The 18695-nt window shown below is 62.9% G+C and carries 17 protein-coding genes; 8 read left to right on the top strand and 9 right to left on the bottom strand.

Going from position 1 to position 18695, the window contains the following annotated elements:
- Positions 1–627, bottom strand: coding sequence for an HAD-IA family hydrolase (locus tag ABIE49_RS02385; protein WP_192733384.1), 627 nt, complete (start codon positions 625–627; stop codon positions 1–3).
- 159 nt (positions 628–786) lie between these two features.
- Between ABIE49_RS02385 and ABIE49_RS02380 the strand changes: the two genes are divergently transcribed.
- Positions 787–1083, top strand: coding sequence for a hypothetical protein (locus tag ABIE49_RS02380; RefSeq protein WP_354066556.1), 297 nt, complete (start codon positions 787–789; stop codon positions 1081–1083).
- Between the two features lie 80 nt (positions 1084–1163).
- Positions 1164–2336, top strand: coding sequence for an NADH:flavin oxidoreductase/NADH oxidase (locus ABIE49_RS02375; protein ID WP_192733382.1), 1173 nt, complete (start codon positions 1164–1166; stop codon positions 2334–2336).
- Positions 2337–2446: 110 nt separating this feature from the next.
- On the opposite strand, the gene ABIE49_RS02370 is transcribed toward ABIE49_RS02375, so the two are convergent.
- From ABIE49_RS02370 to ABIE49_RS02360, 3 genes are all read right to left on the bottom strand, one after another.
- Complete coding sequence (locus ABIE49_RS02370; protein ID WP_192733381.1) at positions 2447–2686, bottom strand: PilZ domain-containing protein; 240 nt, start codon at positions 2684–2686, stop codon at positions 2447–2449.
- 70 nt (positions 2687–2756) lie between these two features.
- On the bottom strand, positions 2757–2939 hold the full coding sequence (locus tag ABIE49_RS02365) for a hypothetical protein (protein ID WP_192733380.1): 183 nt from the start codon (positions 2937–2939) through the stop codon (positions 2757–2759).
- A gap of 221 nt (positions 2940–3160) precedes the next feature.
- Positions 3161–3640 carry a GNAT family N-acetyltransferase gene (locus tag ABIE49_RS02360; RefSeq protein ID WP_192733379.1) on the bottom strand — a complete coding sequence of 160 codons (480 nt, stop codon included), beginning with the start codon at positions 3638–3640 and terminating at the stop codon, positions 3161–3163.
- A gap of 277 nt (positions 3641–3917) precedes the next feature.
- Between ABIE49_RS02360 and ABIE49_RS02355 the strand changes: the two genes are divergently transcribed.
- The 3 genes from ABIE49_RS02355 to ABIE49_RS02345 all read left to right on the top strand — a co-directional run bounded on the left by ABIE49_RS02355 (position 3918) and on the right by ABIE49_RS02345 (position 7151).
- Complete coding sequence (locus ABIE49_RS02355) at positions 3918–5858, top strand: patatin-like phospholipase family protein (RefSeq protein WP_354066555.1); 1941 nt, start codon at positions 3918–3920, stop codon at positions 5856–5858.
- A gap of 201 nt (positions 5859–6059) precedes the next feature.
- The gene (locus tag ABIE49_RS02350; protein WP_192733377.1) at positions 6060–6383 is read left to right on the top strand and encodes a sigma factor-like helix-turn-helix DNA-binding protein; all 324 of its coding nucleotides are present in this window, start codon (positions 6060–6062) and stop codon (positions 6381–6383) included.
- A gap of 63 nt (positions 6384–6446) precedes the next feature.
- Entirely contained in the window at positions 6447–7151 is a 705-nt protein-coding gene (locus ABIE49_RS02345) for a GNAT family N-acetyltransferase (protein ID WP_192733376.1), read from the top strand.
- Positions 7152–7741: 590 nt separating this feature from the next.
- Here ABIE49_RS02345 and ABIE49_RS02340 read toward each other — a convergent pair.
- Positions 7742–9217 carry a protein adenylyltransferase SelO gene (locus tag ABIE49_RS02340; RefSeq protein ID WP_192733375.1) on the bottom strand — a complete coding sequence of 492 codons (1476 nt, stop codon included), beginning with the start codon at positions 9215–9217 and terminating at the stop codon, positions 7742–7744.
- Between the two features lie 216 nt (positions 9218–9433).
- On the opposite strand from ABIE49_RS02340, the gene aspS reads away from it, so the two are divergent.
- Positions 9434–11209, top strand: coding sequence for an aspartate--tRNA ligase (gene aspS, locus ABIE49_RS02335; RefSeq protein ID WP_192733374.1), 1776 nt, complete (start codon positions 9434–9436; stop codon positions 11207–11209).
- Positions 11210–11216: 7 nt separating this feature from the next.
- On the opposite strand, the gene ABIE49_RS02330 is transcribed toward aspS, so the two are convergent.
- A complete protein-coding gene (locus tag ABIE49_RS02330) occupies positions 11217–13205 on the bottom strand; it encodes an aq_1923 C-terminal domain (RefSeq protein WP_192733373.1) in 1989 nt (662 codons plus the stop codon).
- Positions 13206–13467: 262 nt separating this feature from the next.
- Here ABIE49_RS02330 and ABIE49_RS02325 point away from each other — a divergent pair, with 262 nt between their 5' ends.
- Positions 13468–15777 carry an NADP-dependent malic enzyme gene (locus tag ABIE49_RS02325; protein ID WP_192733372.1) on the top strand — a complete coding sequence of 770 codons (2310 nt, stop codon included), beginning with the start codon at positions 13468–13470 and terminating at the stop codon, positions 15775–15777.
- A gap of 120 nt (positions 15778–15897) precedes the next feature.
- Positions 15898–16347, top strand: coding sequence for a DoxX family protein (locus ABIE49_RS02320; protein ID WP_192733371.1), 450 nt, complete (start codon positions 15898–15900; stop codon positions 16345–16347).
- A gap of 13 nt (positions 16348–16360) precedes the next feature.
- On the opposite strand, the gene ABIE49_RS02315 is transcribed toward ABIE49_RS02320, so the two are convergent.
- The 3 genes from ABIE49_RS02315 to ABIE49_RS02305 all read right to left on the bottom strand — a co-directional run bounded on the left by ABIE49_RS02315 (position 16361) and on the right by ABIE49_RS02305 (position 18695).
- Positions 16361–16915 carry a dihydrofolate reductase family protein gene (locus ABIE49_RS02315; protein WP_192733370.1) on the bottom strand — a complete coding sequence of 185 codons (555 nt, stop codon included), beginning with the start codon at positions 16913–16915 and terminating at the stop codon, positions 16361–16363.
- 25 nt (positions 16916–16940) lie between these two features.
- Positions 16941–17912, bottom strand: coding sequence for a polysaccharide deacetylase family protein (locus ABIE49_RS02310; protein ID WP_192733369.1), 972 nt, complete (start codon positions 17910–17912; stop codon positions 16941–16943).
- 189 nt (positions 17913–18101) lie between these two features.
- Positions 18102–18695 (bottom strand): glutathione peroxidase, encoded by a 594-nt coding sequence (locus tag ABIE49_RS02305; RefSeq protein WP_192733368.1) that lies wholly within the window; start codon positions 18693–18695, stop codon positions 18102–18104.

Raw genomic sequence — 18695 nt, 5'->3', positions numbered from 1 at the left:
TCAAATTCCCAGCGCGGCAAGCGCCTTTGCGACGTCATCCGGCCCTGTCACATGCACCGCGGCCAGGCCGCGCGCCCGCGCGCCGTCGATGTTCGCGGCGGAATCGTCGAAGAACACGATGCGGGAGGCGGGAACACCGATCGCCTTGACGACATGATCATAGGCCGCCGCATCGGGCTTTCGAAGCCCGATCGTCGATGACAAATAGATTTCGCGGAAATGGCCGAGCACGCCGGCATAGGCCTGGCTGAAATGCACGACATGCGCGTTGTTGGTGTTGGAGAAGGCATAAAGCGGCAGGCGTTGTCCGGCGCGCGCCAGCGATGCTGATATATCGGGCATTTCGCCGGCGAAGATCGCGTTCCAGCCTTCCAGGAACTCGGCGTCGGATATGCCGATACCGAGCGAGACTCGCAGGCCTGCGAAGAATTCGGCGTCGCTGATCTCGCCCCGCTCGTGACGATGCCAGGCGTCATTGGGCAAGAACCGCTCGACCAGCTGTGCGGGCTCGCAGCGGGCATGGCCGGCCCAGGTGGCGACCACCTTGCCGAAGTCGATATCGAGCACGACGCGTCCGAGATCGAACAGCAGCGCGTCGGCGGAGTTGGGGAGAAGCGGGGCATTCATGCCAGACGTTTACAAAACTGGGCCGCTCTGGGCAACGACTGGCTGCAGCCGGCGAAATGCGCGTTTTCGCGAGCAATTTCCGCCCAATCCAGCATTTAGGCTGGCGCGGGAGCTGTGCTATTCGTTTGCCAGGAACGTCCGGGGAGTGATCGCATGAAAATGATTGGCATCGTGGCTGTGATGGTCTTGCTGGCCGGGCCGGCGTTGGCCCAGCAGGCACCCGTTCAAAGATACGGGGAGGAGGACAAGGAAAAGACGCGATCGGATATCGCGGCGGAGAAGGAGGCCGAGCGGGCTTACAAGCGGTCGCTGGGCAATATTCCGGAGCAAAAGAGCACCGATCCCTGGGGAACCGTGCGCAGCGACAATGCCGCCCCGAAAGCTGCCGCCAAGCCGCCCGCGAAACCGAAGGCAGCCAAAACGGATAGCAAGACCGAGACCACCGCAAAACAATAACAGGCATCCGCCGGCAGCTTGCCGGGAGAGCGATGCCCAGGATTCCGGGAAACCGGAGAGGGCGCGAGCAAGGAACAACAATGTCGAACACGCTGCTGTTTTCGCCGGTGAGGATCCGCGGCGTCGAGCTGAAGAACCGCATCGTGGTGCCGCCGATGCACCAATATTCCGCCGTGAAGGGTTTTCCGACCGACTGGCACCTGATGAACTCAGGCAAATTTGCCGCCGGCGGCGCCGGGCTTGTCGTCGTCGAGTCGACCAAGGTCGAGCGCCGCGGTTGCGGCACGGTCGGCGATCTCGGCATCTGGGACGATGCCTTTGTCGAGCCGCTCGGCCGCCTCGTCACATTCATCCATCAGCAGAATGCGGTCGCCGGCATTCAGCTCGGCCATTCCGGCCGCAAGGCGCGCGCGACCCGGCCGTGGGAAGGCGACCGGCCGCTGCAGCGGACGCCCGAGATCGAGGATTGGGAAGCCTGGTCGCCGGTGGCGCCGAGCGCGATTGCCCATAGCGAAAAATGGCCGGTGCCGAAGGCGCTGGAACGCCATGAGGTGAAAGACCTGGTGCAGGCCTGGGGCGAGGCCGCGCGGCGCGCCCATGAGGCCGGCTTCGACGTGCTGGAGCTGCACGGCGCGCACGGCTATCTCGTGCATCAATTCTTGTCCGAGCGATCCAACCAGCGCACCGACGAATATGGCGGCTCCGAGGCCAACCGGATGCGCTTCATCACCGAGATCACCGAAGCGGTGCGCACGCACTGGCCCGACCACAAGCCGCTGTTCGTCCGCCTGTCGGTGGAGGACAACGCCGGATGGGGACCGGAGCAAAGCGCGCGGCTGGCGAAGATCCTCAAGGCCAAGGGCGTCGACGTCATCGACTGTTCGTCCGGCGGCATCACCGAGATGGCGCCGATCCTCGGCAAGGAAATCAAATACAGCTACCAGGTGCCGCTGTCGGACTATGTCAAACGCCACGCCGATATCATGACCATGGCGGTCGGCCTCATCATCCATGGCGACCAGGCCGAGCAGATCCTGCAGGACAAGCAGGCCGACCTGATCGCGGTCGGCCGCGAAATCCTCAACAACCCGAACTGGCCGATGGACGCCGCCCTCAAACTCGGCGTCGAAGGCCCGTTCCGCAACGTGCCGCCGCAATTCGGCTACTGGCTCGGCACGCGGGCCAAGCGCGGCTTTGGCACGCAGCCGTCGACCTGGCAGAGCGGGCTGAACGAGGCGGGGAAGGTGGAGTGAGACCGGTAGCCCGCATGAGCGCTGGCGACATGCGGGGTATCGGAGGAAATGCCAGAGTCCCGGATGTCGCTTCTCCCATCCGGGCTACGCAACTCATCCCGGCTACATAACTAATCGAAGGCGACACCGATCCGGTATTCTTTCCGCCAAACAATGTGGCACGCCAGCTTCAGGCCATCTTCTGGCACAATCAATGTGAAGTTTTGAGGCACCCGGACGATATCGAATATCTCAAGCGCTGCTCCCGTCGCGGAGATATCGCGGATCATGCATTTGATCTTGTCGCCACCGTGATCAATCTTCGCGGGCTTGGCAACACGGAAGCGAGGCGCAATGCGAGTTTCGACCATAACCGGATTCTCCGGTTGAACAGAAAAAAATCATCATCGGGACTAAACGCCTGATGGTCGCGTCTTGGTTCTAGAACTTGATCTTCGAATTTTGATATTCCTGACTCGTCAGGATCTCCCGGGCCGCATCGCGCAGGTCTCTAATCATCTTGGCCGTTTCGTCCGCTGCTTTTCCAGTGGCAGTCCTGCTGTGCCCTTCGAGGCTATCCGCCGAGTCCTTCAGTAGATCAGAAATTCTCTTTAATTTAAGCATCGATTGGTCCAGCAACGAGATCAAATTTCTCGACAATGGAAACAATGCCAAGCTGGATGCGACCTGACAAACCAGGTCACGGCGCTATTGTGCGCCCGAAGCATTGCCTCTGATGCAATCCAGCGTAACGTAGAAGTACTGAGGGTTTCTTAACTGAAAGCGGCGCCGGTTCCATCCTGTGGGCAGGTTGAACCACGGCTGCATTCCCGCCGCTTTATGCTTTACATCCGTTTCTCGAAGAACACACTCGCCGCAATGGATTGCGGCGCTTTCAGCGCGTAATCGCCGAACGCGGAACATTCCCGAAATCCCGTGCGTATATAGAGCCGCATCGCCGCGATCTGGCGCGTTCCCGTCTCCAGGCGCAGCACGGGAAGCCCGGCGCGACGCACCTCGTCCTCGATGCGCGCGAGAATGGCGTCGGCAACGCCCTGGCCCCGCGCGGTGCCGCGCACATACATGCGCTTGACCTCGGCATATTCCGGGAAGAGGGCGACGCCGCCGCAGCCCACCGCCACGCCGTGACGTCGCGCGAGGAAGAAGCGGACATGCGGTTGAAAGATGGCATCGATGGAAAAGCCATGCCGCTGCTCCGGTGGATACTCCACTGCGAGCACGGCCTCGAGTTCGCCGATCAGCAGGCGCACCTCATCGGTCGCGGCCAGCGCAACTTCGATCTGCACGTCATCGCCGTTGCTCATCGGTGCTCCTTCTTGGACCCGTACGTTAGCGAGCTTGGCCCGGGCGAGCGAAGCGATATCAGGATTTTTTCAGATTCGTCCCGATAATTGCAACGAGATGCCGAAGATTGCAGGCGGCTTAACGCGATCGATCAAATGTCGAGTAATTGACATTACCGCCCATCCACCATGGCTGAACGAATCCGGTTGCGTGCCAAGCCACTTGAACGCTTTAGCTGCTATGTGTTCACGCCCGAACAGTCACGTGCGCCGCGCAGTCTCGATCGAGGAGAACATAATGGTAGATGGTGCCACCGCATCTGAGCCTCCCTTCGTCCCCGACGCTCCCCTTCTCGCCGATGCCGCAACGCCTCCCGAGGCCTTCGTTCCCTCCGACGTCTCGATCTTCAGGATGCTGACCGCAGAGCAGCGTCAGGAGATCCGGGGTTTCATGCGCGAGCTGGTCATTCTGCGCGGCGAAGAGCTTGTCGCCGAGGGCGATGCGTCGGACGCTTTCTTTGAAGTCGTGCGCGGCGCGTTCACGGTGCAGCGCGCGGGCGACGAAGGGCTGATTGCCGAACTGGGGCCGGGCGATCTCATCGGTGAAATCGGCTTTTTTGGCAAGATCCCGCGGACGGCCACCGTAACGGCAATCAGGGATTCCTGTGTTCTGTCACTGTCGCGTGCCGCCTACAACAAGATTGCAATTGAAGCGCCCAGCATCGTTGGTTTCTTGCTCGAGGCGATGGCGCTTCGCGTGGCCGAGACGACGTCGCGCGTCGTTCCCAATCGACAACTTGCGCGCACGCGAACAATCGTGGTTCTGGAAGGGGGAAGGGAGCCGGTGCCGCCGCGGTTTTACGCGTTGCTGACGCAGGCGCTCGGCAACGCGGTCGTCGAGATCGTGACCTCCCAGCGTATCAATCAACTGTTCCCCGGGCGGGATCCGGACGATGAAGAGATTACCGGCTGGCTGCATCGACTGGAGCAGGCATCCGATCTCGTCGCCTATTTTGGCGACCGGGAGCTGACGCGCTGGACCCAAAAATGCATCCGGCAATCCGATCAGGTCCTGTTCGTGTGCAGGGGCAGCGCGCCGGACGATTCCCTGACCGAAGTCGAGGCTGCGGCGTCGACCTATCATCGAACCAACGAGCGGCGGCTCGTGCTCGTTCATGATGAGCGAAGCGGTGAAGTGCGCGGCACGGGCGCCTGGTTGAGGCGCATGCCCGTCTTCATGCATCACCACATATCGCTTCAGGACGACGTCGATGTGCGGAGCCTGGCGCGCTTCCTGCTCGGGCGGGCGATCGGGTTTGTGGCGGCTGGCGGAGGGGGATTGGGGCCGACGCACCTTGGAATCTACAAGGCGTTTCGCGAACGCGGCGTTGATTTCGATATCTTCGTCGGAACGAGCGTCGGGGCTGCCATGATGGCCGGCTTCGCCAAGAACCTCGAAGCCGAAGATCTTGATCGAGGCACGGACGATATTTTCGTCAAGAGCCGGAGTTTCAAGCGCCCCACCTGGCCGCGATATTCCCTGCTTGACCACAAGGCGCTCGACCGCGCGCTTGCAGAAGCGCTCGGGGCGGATTGCAACATCGAGGACTGCTGGAAGCCGTTTGCCGCCGTGGCAACCAACCTCTCCACTCAGGCCGGCGAAGTCATTCGTACCGGGTCGCTGTGGCAGGCGGTGCGGGCGTCGGCATCAATTCCCGGGATCTTGCCGCCATTCTACACCAAGGATGGCTCGATGCTGGTTGACGGCTGTCTGATCGACAACATCCCGCTTGCGCCGATGCACAATCTGAAGCGCGGGCCAAATCTGGTGGTCCATTTTGGCAAGCAGGAAATCGAACGTTTCGAGGTGGATTACGATGCGCTGCCGGGACGCCTCAAGCTGATTTCCAGTCTGCTGCTGCCGTTTGGCAGAAAGCGCCTGCCAAGGGCGCCATCGGCGGTCAGCGTGCTCTGGCGCAGCCTGCTGGTGCATCAGCGCGTGGATTCGATTCCGGTGGGCCCCGCCGATTTTGTGATGCGTCCGCCGACCATTCCCGGCGCCAAGGTCATGGAGTTCGACAACCACAAGCGCGTTTTCGAAGCGTCCTACCTGTGGGCGAAATTAACGCTTGAAAGCGCGGAGGGCGATCAGCACGCAGCACTGCTCGCGATCCTGTCGAAGGGCACGCCGCTCCGCGCCGCTACCGGCCGTACGTTCGCCGAGCTTGCCGCAAGCTGAGCTTCAAGCGTCGCTTTGGGGCCTGCATATCCATCATTTGAATAAAGTTTATCTTGTTTTGGGGTTTCACCGCGAAAGCGAAACTGAAACCATTTTCCGTCCCACAGAACTATTCTCTGCAATTCACGAAGTCGTGCAGAAACGCGGCCTCCTTATGCGTCCGTTCCATCGCGTGAATGGAAGCGTATCAAGGAGACGATCATGCCAACGACTTTTGCCGAGACCAGCGCATCGGCCCGAGAGAACGGAATCTCCTGGCTGAACGAGGCCGGCATCGATCTGTCCCAGATGACGCTCCGGCTTGGATGCGCCAGGACGCGCGTCGAACTCGACCACTTTCTCAGGCGGTTGCTGCCGCCGCATCGCGAGGTGATTGAACTCGTCGACTTCGCGCTGAAGTCCGTCGAGGAGGCAAGCGAGATCATCGGCCTCCCGCAGGCGACGATCAAGACGCGCTTGTTCTACGCCCGCAAGGCGTTGGCCGACGTGGTCAGGTATCAGAGCATCCAGTCCGTTGCTGCGTAGTGCTCTCCCGGGGAGGGCATGACCTCCTCGACCCCTTCACCAGTATGTTCAGAGGAGCTGGTCATGAATTCGATCGAATGGCGGCATGAAGTGATGGATGTGGCTTGCGACTCTCCCGCGCTGGCACCAATGCTCCAGGGCGAAGCGCTCGGCGTCGCCGCGACCTTCACAGCCACGGCAGCCTCGGCGGTTTTCGACATTGTGCGGTTGCGGACCGGAAAATCGGTGGTGATCCGCTTGCTTGAACCTGATGACCGCGAAGCGTTGCAGGCCTATTTCGAGGCGCTGTCGCCGGCCGCGCGGCGCAACCGGTTCACCGGCGCCAGCCACGGTCCCTCGGATCGGGATCTCGATTTGTTGTTTCGATCCAGCGCGGACAATCGCTTCGCTGTGGTCGCTGTCATGACGGTGAATGGCGTCGAAACGATTGTCGCCGAGGCCTGCTATGCGTTCGACCGGGCAACCGGTGGCCTGGAGTTCGGTGTTTCCGTTCACGATGACCACCGGGGCTGCAACATCGGCTCTGCATTGCTTTCGAATCTCGAGCGCCTCGCGGCGGCATTCGGCGCCCGCCATATCTTCGGCGACACGCTGCGGACCAACAATGAGATGCAGGCGCTGGCGCGCAAGGCAGGCTTTGCCTTCGTCAATATGCCGGGCAATTGGTGTGAGCGCCGCATGATGAAGCCGTGTTTGGCGGCGTTGGGGACGATGCTTGGCGGCGTCATGCCGGGGTTCGGCGCAACTGCAAAGCTGTCTGTCGCCTGATCCGATGCGATCGGCTTGAAGCCACGCCAGCCGCCGCGATGGTCGCGACGGCCGTTCGCGCCTGCGTGCAATGACGCGGGCGCGACAAAACGACCCGACGGGCAAATCAGTTCTGCTTTTCAGAATTCGTGTCAAGCCCCGAAACAAAAAATATTTCTGTTTACCCGAATGAAAATCAGGTGCATATGTTTGCGTGTGGTCCTGGCGCCCGTTGCAGGCGTCAAGCTGTCGGAGAAGCGCAAGCGGGAACGGCAGCGACGGAGTCAACCAAGAACTCGTCTCCGGGGAGATCACGGCATAAGCCGTAAAGCCATTGCGCAGGGAAGGCCGGGTGTTCTCCGCTGCCCTGTATGCTCGTGTGCACTTTGTTTTGTGCAATCCGCACGCGAGACCGCGGGTGCAGCGCGCACCCGGTCTTCCCTGCGCCCTCTTATTTCGGGCGGGAAGTTACTTGCAAACCTCGGGCGCAATGCGTCGCGAGAATGCGAAACTGTGTTTGGTGCTCAGTGCAACAACAAAACCGCTGTCGTCCCGGGCTTGACCCCAGATGCGCAATTGCGCATCTGTGGTCAAGCCCGGGACGACAGTTCTCACGTCCCGCAAAACGTCTGCAGCACGCGCTGTTCCGGCAATGGCGGATTGGCGTATTCAGCAAACGCCGGCTGGTCCTCGAACGGCTTTGCCAGCACCGTCAGCAATTCCTCGAACGGCGCGTAATCATCATTGTTCATCGCGGCCTGGATCACGGCTTCGACGCGGTGGTTGCGCGGGATGAAGGCGGGATTGACCTTGCGCATCGCGGCGTGTCGCTCCGTCGCCGATTGCGGCTCGTCGGAGATGCGTTGCCGCCAGCGCGCCGCCCATTCGTCGAACGCCGCGGGATCGAGGAACTGGGCCCTGACGCTGTCGTCGTTGGCGTCCAGCGCGGCGTCGGCGAGGCGGCGGAAGGTGAGGGTGAAGTCGGCCTGGTTCTTGGCCATGGCGTCGAGCAGGTCCTGCACCAGCGCCTCGTCGCCGTCACGCTGGCTGAAGAGGCCGATCTTGGCGCGCAGTCCGGCCTGGTAGGCGGTGGTGAATTGTTCTGCGAATTCACCGAGGATGAATTGCGCCTGTTCGATCGCCTTGTCCTTGTCGTCGGACAACAGCGGCAGCAGGCATTCGGCCAGCCGCGTCAAATTCCACAGCGCGATCTGCGGCTGGTTGGCGTAGGCGTAGCGGCCCATCTCGTCGATCGAGGAGAACACCTGCGCGGGGTCGTAATGGTCCATGAACGCGCACGGGCCGTAGTCGATGGTCTCGCCCGAGATCGAGGAGTTGTCGGTGTTCATGACGCCATGGATGAAGCCGACCAGAAGCCAGCGCGCGACCAGATCGGCCTGCCGCGCCACCACGCCTTCGAGCAGCGCGTGATAGGGGCGCTCAGCCTTGGCGGCCTCTGGATAGTGTCTGGCAATGGCGTGGTCGGCGAGCTGGCGAACGCCGTCGGTGTCGCCGCGCGCGGCGAAGAACTGGAAGGTGCCGACCCGGATATGGCTCGCAGCCACGCGGGTCAGCACCGCGCCGGGCAGCATGGTCTCGCGCTGTACGCGCTCGCCGGTGATCACGGCCGCGAGCGAGCGCGTCGTCGGAATGCCGAGCGCGAACATCGCTTCGCTGACGATGTACTCCCGCAGCACCGGGCCAAGCGCGGCGCGGCCATCGCCGCGGCGGGAAAACGGCGTCGGGCCGGAACCCTTGAGCTGGATGTCGCGCCGGATGCCATTGGCGTCGATGACTTCGCCGAGCAGGATGGCCCTTCCGTCGCCGAGCTGCGGCACGAAATGCCCGAACTGGTGGCCGGCATAGGCCATCGCGATCGGGTCGGCTCCATCGGGGACGCGCTTGCCGGCGAGAATCTCGGTACCCTCAGGGCTAGAGAGCACCTCCGGGTCGAGGCCGAGATGGACGGCCAGCGCCCGGTTCAGCTTGATCAGCCGGGGGGCGGCCACGGGGGTGGGCGCCACGCGAGCGAAAAAGTTCGCCGGCAGCGCCGTATAGGTGTTCTGGAACGGGAAATGGACGGTCATGGCCCCAAAGATAGGCGCGCCCGGGGGATAGGCAAAGGGCTCACGTCCGATAGCTTCGAAATGCCGCTTTTTGGGCCAAAACAGGGGCCGCCACTGGTTGCCGGGCCTGACCTCGTCGGGTAAACCCTGCCGCAGCTCGGGCAGGCCTTGTTCCCCGATTCTTGTCGTGATTCTTGGCCCTCGATTAGACCTCCAATATCAGTTTTTGGGATTTCCATGCATCGCTACCGGTCACATACATGCGGCGCGCTCCGCGACAGCCACATCGGCGAAACCGTTCGCCTCTCGGGCTGGTGCCACGTCATCCGCGACCATGGTGGCGTGTTGTTCATCGACCTGCGCGACCACTATGGCATCACCCAGTGCGTGGCCGACAAGGACTCGCCGGCGTTTGCGGAAGTGGAAAAGTTCCGCTCGGAGTGGGTGGTGCGGATCGACGGCAAAGTGCGCCATCGTCCCGAAGGCACCGTCAATGCCGAACTGCCGACCGGCAAGATCGAGATCTATGTCAGCGCGGTCGAGGTGCTGGGGCCTGCCGGCGAGCTGCCGCTGCCGGTCGCTGGCGAGCAGGAATATCCTGAAGACATAAGGCTTAAGTACCGTTTCCTCGACCTGCGTCGCGAGAAACTGCACCAGAACATCATGACCCGCGGCGCGATCGTCGATTCCATGCGCAAGCGGATGAAGGAGCAGGGCTTCTTCGAGTTCCAGACCCCGATCCTGACCGCGTCCTCGCCGGAAGGCGCGCGCGACTTCCTGGTGCCGTCGCGGATTCATCCGGGCAAGTTCTACGCGCTGCCGCAGGCGCCGCAGCAGTACAAGCAGCTCCTGATGATGTCGGGCTTCGACCGCTACTTCCAGATCGCGCCGTGCTTCCGCGACGAGGATCCGCGCGCCGACCGCCTGCCGGGCGAGTTTTATCAGCTCGACGTCGAGATGAGCTTTGTCGAGCAGGAAGACGTGTTCGCGTCGATGGAGCCGGTGATTACCGGCGTGTTCGAGGAGTTTGCAAAAGGCAAGCCGGTGACAAAAGGCTGGCGGAAGATTCCGTTCGCCGAAGCCCTGAAGAAATACGGCAGCGACAAGCCGGACCTGCGCAATTCGATCGAGATGCAGGACGTCTCCGAACATTTCCGCGGCTCCGGCTTCAAGGTGTTCGCGCGGATGCTGGAAGACCCGAAGAACCAGGTCTGGGCGATCCCCGGACCCGGCGGTGGCTCACGTGCGTTCTGCGACCGGATGAACTCCTGGGCGCAGGGTGAAGGCCAGCCCGGCCTCGGCTACATCATGTGGCGCGAGGGCGGTGAGGGCGCGGGTCCGCTCGCCAACAACATTGGACCGGAGCGGACTGCCGCAATCCGCGGCCAGCTCGGGCTCAAGGAAGGCGATGCCGCGTTCTTCGTCGCCGGCGATCCGGACAAGTTCTGGAAGTTCTCTGGCCTCGCGCGCACCAAAGTGGGCGAGGAGCTGAACCTGATCGACAAGGACCGGTTCGAGCTCGCCTGGATCGTCGACTTCCCGATGTACGAGTATGACGAGACTGAGAAAAAGGTCGACTTCTCGCACAACCCGTTCTCGATGCCGCAAGGCGGCCTCGACGCGCTGAACGGGCAGGACCCGCTGACCATCAAGGCGTTCCAGTACGACATCGTCTGCAACGGCTACGAGATCGCCTCCGGCGGCATCCGCAACCACAAGCCCGAGGCGATGGTGAAGGCGTTCGAGATCGCGGGCTATGGCGAGAAGGACGTCGTCGAGCGGTTCGGCGGCATGTACCGCGCGTTCCAATACGGCGCCCCGCCGCATGGCGGCATGGCGGCCGGCGTCGATCGCATCGTGATGCTGCTCTGCGGCACCACGAACCTGCGCGAAATCTCGCTGTTCCCGATGAACCAGCAGGCTGTGGACCTGCTGATGGGCGCGCCGTCCGATGTCGCGATCAAGCAGCTGCGCGAACTGCACATCCGGCTCAATCTGCCGGACAAAGGCTAGCGCAGGGTTAGAGCCCGGTTGACGCCTCGATCCGGAATTGCGCCAGCGCAACCATCGGGTCGGTCTTCAATAGCTGCATGAGCTGCATCGCCGGCACCTTGCCGAGCGGGGTCAGCTTGATGTTGAGCGTCTGGCCCGGGGTCTCGACAAAGCGGGCGACCGCTTGCACCGCGGCGACGGCATCGGGATTGGTGGCCGCGGCTTGTTCGCTGCCGGACCGGATACCCTCGACGATGGCGCTCCGCGCGGCCTCGCGGCTGACGTTCTGGAGGCGGGCATATTGTGCGACCGCAAGGTCGATGCCGCCGGTATCACGCAGCGTGAGGTCGATCGCGCCGGCCTCGATCTGCCCGGCCATCGCCACCGCCTGGACCGCATTGGGCGAAAATACCCCGCGCGGCACGTTGGCGAGCGACACCCGCAGCGACGCCTTGGCGATGCCGCCGACGTCGAGCGTCACCGGTTCGAGGGCGAATGCGCGTGACGCCTCCGTCCAGGCCGCGCCGAGATCAAAATCGATGGCCGCCTTGTCGAGGCCGGCCGTGACCAGCACCTTCTGGCCGGGATCGCGCGCATCCAGCGGCGCTGCCATCTTCAGTGCCAGCCGCAACTTGCTCGGGATCGGGCCGATGAAATTGCCCCAATCGAGATTGAAGGCGTCGATGTTGACCGGCCGGCCCGTGTCCTTGAAGGGCGCCGCGAGCGCCTTGAGTTCGACACCCTCGATCAGCGCCAGCATCCCGAGCGCCTGGTCGGGCGGTGGCTGCTGCGACGGGTTGGAGAACAGCGCCGACATCCGCATCAGGTTGGCGACATCGAGCGATTTGAGCGCGAAGCGACCGAGCTTGATGGGACCTTGTGGCGTGCGGCCATCGAGGCCTTCGATCGCAAATTCGTTGACCTTGCCGCTGTCCAGATTGAAGCGCATCGCCGACAGTTTGAAGGGCCCCTGCGGCGTCTCGACCGCAAAGCCAGTCATCTCGGCATTGCCGATCCGCAAGCCCTCGTACACCTTGGCGACCTTCTCAAGCATCGCGCGCGCCTGCGCCGGCGTCGGCGGCGCGGCGCCGGGCGGCGGTATCATTGCCAGCAGATCCGCAAGTTGCATCCGCGACGGCCGCAGGCCGACGTCGTCGATCGTCATGCCGTCGATCCGCATGTTCAGGCCTTGCCCGGACGTGACGACATAGGGACCCGTCGTGATCTGCCGGTAGGTCCGGTAGTACTTGTCGTCGCCAGCCTTCTGCGGGTCGAAGAGCGCGGCCACCGCTGCCGTGTCGATGTCGTAGCCTGCGATATTGGCGAGGTTGCCGGCGAGCTTGTCCGGCTTGCCCCCCGCGCCTTGGGCGTTGACCGTGAAAACCACACCGTCGATCTTCGTGCTGGCGACCTTGCCGTCCTTGATGCCCTGCATCGCAAGGCCCGTATAAGCGACCTCGCCGCCGCCCGGCGTCGCAACGCCGGAGTTGATGGTTGCGGTCAGGCTGGGAGCGGTGATCGACGTCGCCGCAACGCCTGCGAACTGCTCGAGCACGGACCGGTAGACGTCGGCAAAGGACGACGAAGCCGGCGGCCCTTGCAGGCTGGCGGGGCCGGAATAGTCCTTCAGGATGATCCGCGGCACCTTGTAGGCGAGGCTCAGAGCCGGCTGCGGGGCGATGGCCGCGCTGATCTCGACATCGGCGATTTCGATGCTCTCGGCGGAGAACCGCGCCGCGTCCGGCTGGCTGACGCCGGAGGCCGTGAGGCTGCCGATCTTGACGCTGACTGGCGGTTGCGCTGCCGATTGCGCGGCGATCTCGGCGATCGTGACGGTACGGCTCAGCAGGTCGAACGACACCTTGCCATGGCTCGCCTTGCCACCGGCCGCGCGAACCTGCTCAAGTGCGGCGTCGACCTCGCTGGCTATCCGATGCTGGGTATAGAACTGAAAGCCGAAGAACCCTCCCACCGCGATCACGATTGCGGCAACCAGGCCGCTCAGAACCTTTACCATTCGGGCAGCTCCGGTTGCCGGTGGGCGGAGGGCAATTTGCCGTTGTCGGTCGAATGACCGGGGATGGGGAGGGGCCATGGTAACGGGTTCGACCGTTTGCGTCGATCCGCCAGCCGTCAGGCCCTGTTGATGGGGGCGCCATCAGCTGTTGCATCCAAGCGGTTGCGCGTGCTTCACATCCGGCTCAATCTGCCGGCAAAACTGACCTCGTCCGGACGTGGCGAAGAAACAAAAGATCGGGACCGGGAACGCGGGAGTATGCATGTCGTCTTATTCTGAAGATCTCCATTCCGCAGCACTGGCGTACCATCGGCTGCCGCGGCCCGGTAAGCTGGAAATTCAGGCCACCAAGCCGCTCGCCAATCAGCGCGACCTGGCACTGGCCTACTCGCCGGGCGTCGCGGCCGCCTGTACCGAAATCGCCAACAATCCGGCTGAAGCGGCGAGCCTGACCGCCCGCGCCAATCTGGTGGCCGTGGTCTCCAACGGGACGGCCGTGCTTGGCCTCGGCAATATCGGCCCGCTGGCGTCCAAGCCGGTCATGGAAGGCAAGGCGGTCCTGTTCAAGAAATTCGCCGGGATCGATGTGTTCGACATCGAGATCGCCGCCGACACCATCGAGCGCGTGGTCGAGACGGTGGCGGCGCTGGAGCCGACCTTCGGCGGCATCAACCTGGAAGACATCAAGGGTCCGGAGTGCTTTGAGATCGAGGCGCAGCTCAAGGCGCGCATGAAGATCCCGGTGTTTCACGACGACCAGCATGGCACCGCCATCATCGTCGCCGCGGCGATCACCAACGCGCTGCTGCTGAACGGCAAGAAGCTTGCCGACGTCAAGATCGTCTGCTCCGGCGCGGGTGCAGCCGCGATCGCCTGCCTCAATCTGCTGGTGTCGCTCGGCGCGCAACACAAGAACATCTGGGTCTGCGATATCGACGGCGTCGTGCACGAGGGCCGCAACACGCTGATGGACCGCTGGAAGGCGGTCTATGCGCAGAAGACCAGCGCGCGCGTGCTCGCCGACGTGATCGGCGGCGCAGATATCTTCCTGGGCTTGTCCGCGCCCAACGTGCTGAAACCGGAAATGGTCAAGGCGATGGCCGATCAGCCGCTGGTGATGGCGCTGGCCAATCCGAACCCGGAAATCATGCCGGACGAGGCGCGAAAAGCGCGCCCCGACGCGATGATCTGCACCGGGCGAAGCGACTTCCCGAACCAGGTCAACAACGTCCTGTGTTTCCCGTTCATCTTCCGCGGCGCGCTCGACGTCGGCGCCACTGGGATCAACGAGGAAATGAAACACGCCGCGGTCGATGCGATCGCACAGCTGGCGCGCGATCCGCCGTCGGACGCGGTGGCGCAAGGCTTCGACAGCGGCGAAACGCAGGGGTTTGGACCGGGATCGCTGATCCCGAGCCCGTTCGATCCCCGCCTGATCCTGCGCATCGCGCCGGCTGTCGCCAAGGCTGCGATGGATTCCGGCGTGGCGACACGGCCGATCAAGAATTTCGACGAATATACCGCGCTGCTGGAGCGCTTTGCATTCCGTTCCGGCCTCGTCATGAAGCCGGTATTCGCCAAGGCGAAATCCCAGCCGGTGCGCGTGATCTATGCCGAGGGCGAAGACGCGCGCGTGCTTCGCGCCACCCAGGTCGTGCTCGAAGAGAAACTGGCGCGGCCGATCCTGGTCGGGCGGCCCTCGGTGGTCGAAGCCCGGATCAAGCGGTTCGGGCTGTCGATCAAGGCCGGGCAGGATTTCGACCTCGTCAATCCCGAGGACGATCCGCGCTACCGCTCCTACGTCCAGACCTATATCGACGTCGCCGGAAGGCGCGGTGTCACGCCCGAGGCCGCGCGCACCGTGGTTCGCACCAACGCCACCGTGATCGCGGCGCTTGCGGTGGTTCGCGGCGAGGCCGACGCGATGATCTGCGGCGTCGAGGGCCGCTACATGAGCCATCTGCGTCATGTCCGGGAAATCGTCGGCTTCCTGCCGGGCGTCAGCGATTTTGCGGCGCTGGCGATGATGATCACCAGCAAGGGCTCTTACTTCATCGCCGACACGCAGGTCAGGCCTAATCCGAGCGCCGAGGAATTGGCCGAGATGGCATCGCTGGCGGCGATCCACGTCCAGCGCTTCAACATGAAGCCCCGCGTTGCCTTCGTGTCACATTCCGACTTCGGCAGCTACGATACCGATAGCTCGCGCAAGATGCGTCTCGCCACCGCGCTATTGAAGGAAAAGCATCCGGAGATCGAGGCCGACGGCGAAATGCAGGGCGATACCGCGCTATCGGCGGCCGCGCGCAAGCTCGTGCTTCCGCATTCGAAGCTGGAAGGCGATGCCAACATCCTGATCATGCCGAACCTCGATACCGCCAACGTCGCCTACCAGATGATCAAGACGCTGGCGGATGCATTGCCGGTAGGCCCGATCCTGATCGGCCCGGCGCGTCCGGCGCATATCCTTACCCCGGGGGTGACCGCGCGCGGCATTCTCAACATGACGGCGGTTGCCGCCGTCGAAGCCCAGGAGCGTGCCGGCCGTGCGCAACCGACCCTGTTCGGCTAGTTGATATCGAAAGGTTCTAACGCGGATGGTTTTGACCGTTTGAAAAGCGAAGACGAAACGCTCATAATCGCCTTGCGCGACCGCTTGTGACATTGCATTGCCATCCAGTGAGGCCGACCCATGCCAGCGTTCTTTACTTTCGGGCGAGTTTTGTTTGCCGTGCTCTTCATCTACACCGGAGCGACCAAGCTCTTCGGCATCCAGCAGACGGCGGATTTCATCGCGTCCAAGGTGACCATTCCCACGCTGATCGCGCCCTATACATCGCAGCTCGAAACCATGACGGGCATGCCGATGCCGCAATTGCTGGCACTTTCGATTGGCGGGTTCGAGATTATCGCCGGGCTGATGATCGCGGTTAATTTCGGCGCGCGGTTCTTTGCGATCCTTTTGATCTTCTTCGTGCTGACAGCCACCTTCTATTTCCACGATTTCTGGAATCAAGCCTCGCCCGAGAACGCCAAGACGTTGATCGATGCATTGAAGAATCTCTCGATCGTCGGCGCCCTGTTCATGATCGCAGGCTACGGCCGCGGGCCGCGATCGTCGGAACCTGCCTACGACGTCTAGACCGGACGTGTGTTCAGGTCCGCCGCCACGGCGTGACGGTGACGTCAGCCGCGGGGTCGAGCATTTGCGGTTGTCCGGCGCGTAATCCGTGCGACGCCAATACCTGCTGCGGCGAGCGCGCGGGCACCCCGGGGAAGCAGGGCTCGCCGTCCGGCAGCCGCACGTGCGGGGCCTGTGACAGCCAGAACACGTCGTAGCGGTCCATGAACATGCCGAACACGAAAGGCCCGCCGATCACGGCGACCGTGCCGGCGCGTATTCCGGCCTGCTCGCAGACGGCTTCAAAGGAGGCGCCAGCCGGATTCCACAGCGTGGCATTGGGATTGGAGGGATCGGGCGCAATCGCGCGAACCTTTCGCGTCAGGATAAGGCGCTTGCGCCGCGGCGAGTTCGGCTGGTCCTCGAAGGAATTGCGGCCGTGCAGGATCAGGTCGGCGCGGTCGAGGGCGGCTGTGAAGAACTGCTTGTCGCCCTCGAATTTCAAATCATCAGGCATGACATTGCTGGCGTTCGCCAGCATGCCGTCCGCCGAGACGATAACGTAGCCTTCGATGCGCAGCGCCGGCATGGACTTATCGCCGAGTCGAAGCCGATTATTCCGAGATCGTCTGCACGACGCTGGAAACCGGGCGGGAGCTTACGGTCGGCAGCTTGGCCTCTTTCAGTAGACTCTCGTCAAACTGCGGGAGGGTCTGCATCGGCGCCTTGGCGCGCATCGCCACCACCTTGTAGCCGCCAGCCTTCAGCTTCTTCAGGAGCTCGGGCAGGGCTTCCGCGGTGTGTTTCTGGAAGTCGTGCATCAGGATGATGCCCTTGCCGAGCTTGTCGACCTTGCGCATCACCGTCTCGATGATTTTCTCTGGCTTGCTTGCCTTGAAATCGAAGGAGTCGAGATCGCAGGAGAAAATCGCGATGTTGCGCGTGCCGAGATAGGTGACGATTTCCGGCGGGTGCTGCAGCGCCGGGAAGCGGAAGAACGGCGCCGGCGAGGTGCCGCCCAATGCCCACTTGACGGCGCTAAAACCTTTCTCAATCTCTTCCTTGCGCTGATCTTCGCTTAGCTTCTTGTTGACCAGGGCGGCGTGTGACCAGGTGTGCGAACCGACCGCGTGGCCGGCCGCGTAGACCTGTTTGAGAATTTCCGGATAATAAGTGGCATGTTTGCCGATCGGGAAGAATATGCCCGTGGTGCATTCTTCGGCGAGCGTCTTCAACACCGACGGCGTGTTGACCGGCCACGGGCCGTCGTCGAATGTCAGCACGACTTCCTTGTCGCGCAGGAAGTCCAGATCCTTGAAATGTTCGAAGCCGAAGCCGGGACCGCCGGTCGTGTCGATCTCGACGGTGCGTCCGACGCCGAGTGCGTTCGGGTTGGTGCAAGGTGGCCGGGTCGGAGCGGCCGCGGCTTTCGGGGCAGGAGCTGCCTGAGGCGCTGCGGCAGCAGGCGCTGGAGCGGCCGCCGGCGGCGCAGCGGCGCCCTTGGCCGGCGGCGTCTGAGACCAGGCCGCGCTCGAGGTCAACAACGAAACCGCGCCTGCAAAGATCAACCCTGCCGCAATACGCATCTTGTTTTCCTTAAATGATCCCGCGTCCGGTACCGGCTTTGCCGTCGTCCGGCCGCTTCCCGCCCCAACGCACAATAGCCTAGTTACAGCGGCCTCGCCAAGGCAACGGCTGTCACACAAGGCCGCCGATTTGTCGCCGAACCGGTTAATTCAGGGGATTATTCCCGCTGTTTCCACGCAAGCGACCCGTTAGCCGCTTCGTTCGGAAACACCTTGTGCGAGCGACCGCGCAATCGCGGTCTTCACCCGCGTATCCGAGGGGTCGACGGATTCCGGGAAGACTTCGGCGATGTAGCCGTCGCGGCCGATTAGATATTTGTGGAAGTTCCAGCGCGGAACATCCCTGGGCCGTGCTTCTGCTGCCCATTTGTAGAACGGATGCGCATTCGGCCCTTTCACCATGACCTTGGCCGATATCGGGAAGGTCACGCCGTAATGGTGCTGCGCGGTTGCTGCGATTTCGGTCGCGCCGCCGGGTTCCTGGCCGCCGAAATCGTTGGAGGGAACGCCGACGATCATCAGGCCGCGGTCGCTGAACTGTGTCCACAATTCCTGCAGCCCCTTATATTGCGGCGTGAAGCCACAGAGCGAGGCGGTGTTGACGATCAAGAGGGGACGACCGGCATATTCCGAAAGCCTGATATCGCCGCCGGCCAATCCGCCAAACGAAAACGCGTAGGCGGTGATCCGGCTCATGCCGGCCTGCGCGTTGGCGGTCCGGGCCGAGCCGATGCCTGCAATGGCGGCCAGCGTTGCCGTCATCATGGTTCTGCGATCGATCAT

The sequence above is a fragment of the Bradyrhizobium sp. OAE829 genome (assembly GCF_040546575.1).
Classification (GTDB): domain Bacteria; phylum Pseudomonadota; class Alphaproteobacteria; order Rhizobiales; family Xanthobacteraceae; genus Bradyrhizobium.
The sequence above is the reverse complement of the archived record's forward strand: the minus strand, read 5'-3'. Positions and strand labels throughout refer to the sequence as shown.

Coding starts and splice junctions, on each gene's coding strand:
- ABIE49_RS02355 (WP_354066555.1), top strand. CDS start 3,918: ATGGTAGATGGTGCCACCGCATCTGAGCCTCCCTTCGTCCCCGACGCT.
- ABIE49_RS02305 (WP_192733368.1), bottom strand. CDS start 18,695: ATGATCGATCGCAGAACCATGATGACGGCAACGCTGGCCGCCATTGCA.
- ABIE49_RS02350 (WP_192733377.1), top strand. CDS start 6,060: ATGCCAACGACTTTTGCCGAGACCAGCGCATCGGCCCGAGAGAACGGA.
- ABIE49_RS02340 (WP_192733375.1), bottom strand. CDS start 9,217: ATGACCGTCCATTTCCCGTTCCAGAACACCTATACGGCGCTGCCGGCG.
- ABIE49_RS02365 (WP_192733380.1), bottom strand. CDS start 2,939: ATGCTTAAATTAAAGAGAATTTCTGATCTACTGAAGGACTCGGCGGAT.
- ABIE49_RS02345 (WP_192733376.1), top strand. CDS start 6,447: ATGAATTCGATCGAATGGCGGCATGAAGTGATGGATGTGGCTTGCGAC.
- ABIE49_RS02360 (WP_192733379.1), bottom strand. CDS start 3,640: ATGAGCAACGGCGATGACGTGCAGATCGAAGTTGCGCTGGCCGCGACC.
- ABIE49_RS02330 (WP_192733373.1), bottom strand. CDS start 13,205: ATGGTAAAGGTTCTGAGCGGCCTGGTTGCCGCAATCGTGATCGCGGTG.
- ABIE49_RS02320 (WP_192733371.1), top strand. CDS start 15,898: ATGCCAGCGTTCTTTACTTTCGGGCGAGTTTTGTTTGCCGTGCTCTTC.
- ABIE49_RS02315 (WP_192733370.1), bottom strand. CDS start 16,915: ATGCCGGCGCTGCGCATCGAAGGCTACGTTATCGTCTCGGCGGACGGC.
- ABIE49_RS02380 (WP_354066556.1), top strand. CDS start 787: ATGATTGGCATCGTGGCTGTGATGGTCTTGCTGGCCGGGCCGGCGTTG.
- ABIE49_RS02370 (WP_192733381.1), bottom strand. CDS start 2,686: ATGGTCGAAACTCGCATTGCGCCTCGCTTCCGTGTTGCCAAGCCCGCG.
- ABIE49_RS02325 (WP_192733372.1), top strand. CDS start 13,468: ATGTCGTCTTATTCTGAAGATCTCCATTCCGCAGCACTGGCGTACCAT.
- ABIE49_RS02310 (WP_192733369.1), bottom strand. CDS start 17,912: ATGCGTATTGCGGCAGGGTTGATCTTTGCAGGCGCGGTTTCGTTGTTG.
- ABIE49_RS02375 (WP_192733382.1), top strand. CDS start 1,164: ATGTCGAACACGCTGCTGTTTTCGCCGGTGAGGATCCGCGGCGTCGAG.
- aspS (WP_192733374.1), top strand. CDS start 9,434: ATGCATCGCTACCGGTCACATACATGCGGCGCGCTCCGCGACAGCCAC.
- ABIE49_RS02385 (WP_192733384.1), bottom strand. CDS start 627: ATGAATGCCCCGCTTCTCCCCAACTCCGCCGACGCGCTGCTGTTCGAT.